The following is a 2,345-nucleotide window of genomic DNA, read 5'->3' as shown; positions in this document are numbered from 1 at the left end:
AGCGCTGAAAGAAGGTGCCTTTTACCTTCCGTAGCGATTGGCTTATTACTCGAGCCGATGGCGCTTACAGCTAGACAATAAAAAAGAAACGTAGGAATCTCATTACAAAACCTTACGTTTCTATTCAAAACTAGTATATGGAAAAGGGGTTCTAGAACATTCTGTATCCTTTTTTTCGAAGTAGCTTAATGACCACTCCTGATAAAATTGCGCCAGCAAGACCGCTAAGTAAAATCGCAATATCTAAAGGAGCCAAAGTCATGATGCTATTACCTAAAGAGCTAAATGCATTCCCCGGTGAAGTGAAATAGTCGAGAAAGGAAACCTCTTGAATAATTGCTACCGCAATAATTGGGTAGATAATAGCCATGATCCACGACATCCGTAAAAGCATATTAAGAATAAATCCAATTCCAAAAAATAATACAAAAAACAACAGCATCGAAATTAATAAAATCGGTAAAAAATTGAGTGACATGGCCACTCACCTCCTAGTAACAAATCCCTTCCTAGTGTACTAAAGGGATGGAACTTAAGTCAATTGAATTTACTTTACATAAACTAAAAAGGAATGCGGGTCTCCCCACATTCCCTTTTAGACGAATCTTATAAAAACTTTAATTTACCTTTTTTAAGAACTAGTGATGCACCGCCCACGATGAAGAGTGCACGATTATCGATTACTTTCTTCATGAATGCTGCTTTTGATCCCCAAATCTTTCTGCCAAACACAACGCCGATTCCATCATGCTCACCAAGTGAACAAACTGTACCTTTGTTATCGAACGCAAATTCTCCGAGCTCACCTTGTCCACGAACTAGAACTGCGATGTTTTTCGCTACTAAAGCACCCTGTTGCATGGCAATTTGTGCAGTTGGAGGATATGGACGATTGATTTCTTCGTTAATAACTAATGAGCTATCTCCGACAAAGAAAATATTGTCATGTCCTGGTGCGCGAAGCTGTTTGTCGACCTTTACACGTCCACGCATTGCTTCTATACCAGATGCTTCAATTACGCTGTTTCCGCGTACACCTGCTGCCCAAACGACTGTACCAGCTTTAATTTCTTCAGTAACATCATCTTTACCAACGATAATTCCATCTGGTGTGCCTTCTTTGATGGCTGTACCAATTTTGAATTCTACACCTTTTTTCTCTAGATGGTTTACTGCATATTCAACTAATTCAGGGTCAAAGCCTGGTAATGCATTTGGTGCAGCCTCAACACAGATGATTTTCACTTTATTCTGATCAACATCATAGTCACGGCAAAGCTCTGGAACGCGGTTAACTAGTTCTCCTAAGAACTCAATTCCAGTAAATCCTGCCCCACCAACAACGATTGTAAGACGAGTATCATCTTTTTCTTCTTCTGTATTATAAGTTGCAAATTGATATTCGATATGTTCTTTAATTTGACGAGCTGTATTTACATTTGAAATCGAAAATGCGTATTCTTTTAGGCCTTTAATACCAAATGTCTCAGATTCTCCGCCCAATGCAACAACTAAATAATCATATTCAAACTGTGAATCATCTTCAAGGATTACACGTTTTCCTTCGGTGTCAATCTTTGCTACAGAGCCTTTTACAAATTTTACTTTATGACCACTAATTACGTCTTCTACTTGATAACGTACTTGATCTGCAGTTAAAGTTCCTGCTGAAGCTTCATGTAACCAAGTTGTTTCATAATGGTAATCATTTTTATTAACAAGAGTAATCTCAGCTTCGTTTACACCTAATGTTTTTTGTAGGTTAACAATTGTAGTTAATCCACCGTATCCTGCACCTAAAACGACGATTTTTGGCTTTTTCACTGTAATCACGCCCACCTTTTCTTTTTTTGCAGTAAAAATGATCTTATTCCTATTTTCAACTACAAACCCTAATTTTATTGATTAAACAGTTTGTGATATCTTTCACGTAAGATACCATGATTGGACATAAAAAATTACGACATTTGTCAAAAAGTTTTACTATTTAATATCCATATCCTATAATAGGACTTTTATATTGATATTTCAAGTACTTGTAGAGCATTTTTAAGCTTAAGAATATTAAAAAAACAATAGTTTTTGCTATTTTTAAGAAAAATGTCAATTCATCGACTATAAGTTGCCATATTGGGACATAAAAAAAGTCAGGCTTGTGACTAAGCCCAACTTTTTGTGTTAGCAATTCTCAGGTGTTCCCGCTACTTTCGCAGTTCTAAAACTACTTCCGCAACCGCATGATGCAATGGCATTCGGATTATCGATGGTGAATCCCCCACCCATAAGGGATTGTTTGAAGTCTATTTTTACACCGGTTAAAATCGGGGCATCTTCTTTATTGATGA

General features: G+C 36.9%; 3 protein-coding genes. All 3 read right to left on the bottom strand.

Annotation, left to right across the window (positions count from 1 at the left end):
* Nucleotides 1-151: 151 nt before the first annotated feature.
* Nucleotides 152-478, bottom strand: a complete 327-nt coding sequence (locus V7147_RS16240) for a YuiB family protein (RefSeq protein WP_335368875.1) — start codon at nucleotides 476-478, stop codon at nucleotides 152-154.
* 128 nt (nucleotides 479-606) lie between these two features.
* Nucleotides 607-1,833, bottom strand: coding sequence for an NAD(P)/FAD-dependent oxidoreductase (locus V7147_RS16235; protein WP_335368874.1), 1,227 nt, complete (start codon nucleotides 1,831-1,833; stop codon nucleotides 607-609).
* A 345-nt stretch (nucleotides 1,834-2,178) separates the two neighbouring features.
* Nucleotides 2,179-2,345 (bottom strand): HesB/IscA family protein (locus V7147_RS16230; protein WP_335368876.1); only part of this gene is annotated, 167 nt, incomplete at its 5' end.

Origin of the sequence: Bacillus sp. JJ1521 (assembly GCF_036965165.1) — a bacterium.
In the GTDB taxonomy this organism is placed as follows: Bacteria; Bacillota; Bacilli; order Bacillales; family Bacillaceae_L; genus Ferdinandcohnia.
This window is presented reverse-complemented; position numbering and strand designations above follow the sequence as displayed.